Annotated in this window: 1 protein-coding gene; it reads left to right on the top strand. The window is 53.0% G+C overall.

Annotation, left to right across the window (positions count from 1 at the left end; translation table 11 throughout):
- Nucleotides 1–45: 45 nt before the first annotated feature.
- Nucleotides 46–1046: IS630 family transposase (locus EXE47_RS18240; RefSeq protein ID WP_137708628.1), on the top strand; the 1001-nt coding region annotated here is incomplete at its 3' end.

Below are 1046 nucleotides of genomic sequence, written 5' to 3'. Positions count from 1 at the left end.
TAATGAGTATGAAAACTTTTGTTAGTTAAGCTTGATAGAAGAGTAATGGAGCGCTCACGTCGAAAAGAGATTGAGCATCACTTGACTGAGGAAGAAATCGATGAACTGCTACGTGAGGCCGAAGACGATCACCACCTCCGCCGTCTTGGATTTTTGAAGAATCTCTACCGGGGTGACTCAATTCCGGAGGCCGCCGACCGCGAAGGTCGGTCGGCCGCCACCGGTGGTCGCTGGGCGGATGCTTGGAACGAGGATGGCCTAGAAGGACTGATGCCGAGTTTCGGGGGCGGCCGGCCCCCGAAACTCGACGAGGATGAGCAAGACGAGCTGGTGGAGATGCTTCGTGACGGCCAACCGTGGAAATCACAGGAGATTCAGCATCTTCTTCAGGAGGAATTTGGCGTTTCCTACAGCCCAAATTACCTCGGTACTTTCCTTCGGAAACTCGGTCTCTCGTACGCGAAACCACGACCAAAGCGTCCACATCGGCCAGAGAATCCTGATGAAATCCTCGAAGAGCGCGTCGATGACGCGCTCGACGAGGACGACCAGCCACACAACAAACGTGAGGGAGAAGACGAAGAAGGGTGGATTGTTGAGGATGATATTTGTACTGATGGGGGTACCGTCCTCGGGTTTTTTGATGCATCGAAGCCACAGCCGTACGATAACTCGCGGCGTGTTTGGTACGTTGACGACCCTCACATCGAACGGGAGTTAGTCAAGACACACGATTCTGCGGTCGGATTCTACGCGCTCAACGGTGAGAGTCTGGTAACGTTCACTGAGAACGAAGAGAAAGAGCAGATTTGCGGGGTATTAGAGAAGATCCGCGAGCAGAATCCGGGCAAGCGGATTCTGCTCGTCTTGGATAAGCACGGTTCACATAGATGTAAACACACGCGCAAGCGTGCGCATCAACTCGGGATTGACCTGATTTTCATTCCATCAGGCTCACCGCACCTCAACCCAATCGAGCAAGTCTGGAAGTATCTCAAATGGACGATGGCACCAATCGTCGTTGAGAGCGAAGCGGAATTCAAAGA

It is taken from the genome of Halorubrum sp. GN12_10-3_MGM (genome assembly GCF_005435235.1).
Taxonomy (GTDB): Archaea; Halobacteriota; Halobacteria; order Halobacteriales; family Haloferacaceae; genus Halorubrum; species Halorubrum ezzemoulense.
Note: the sequence above shows the minus strand (reverse complement) of the source record. Positions and strands in the feature narration are given on the sequence as shown.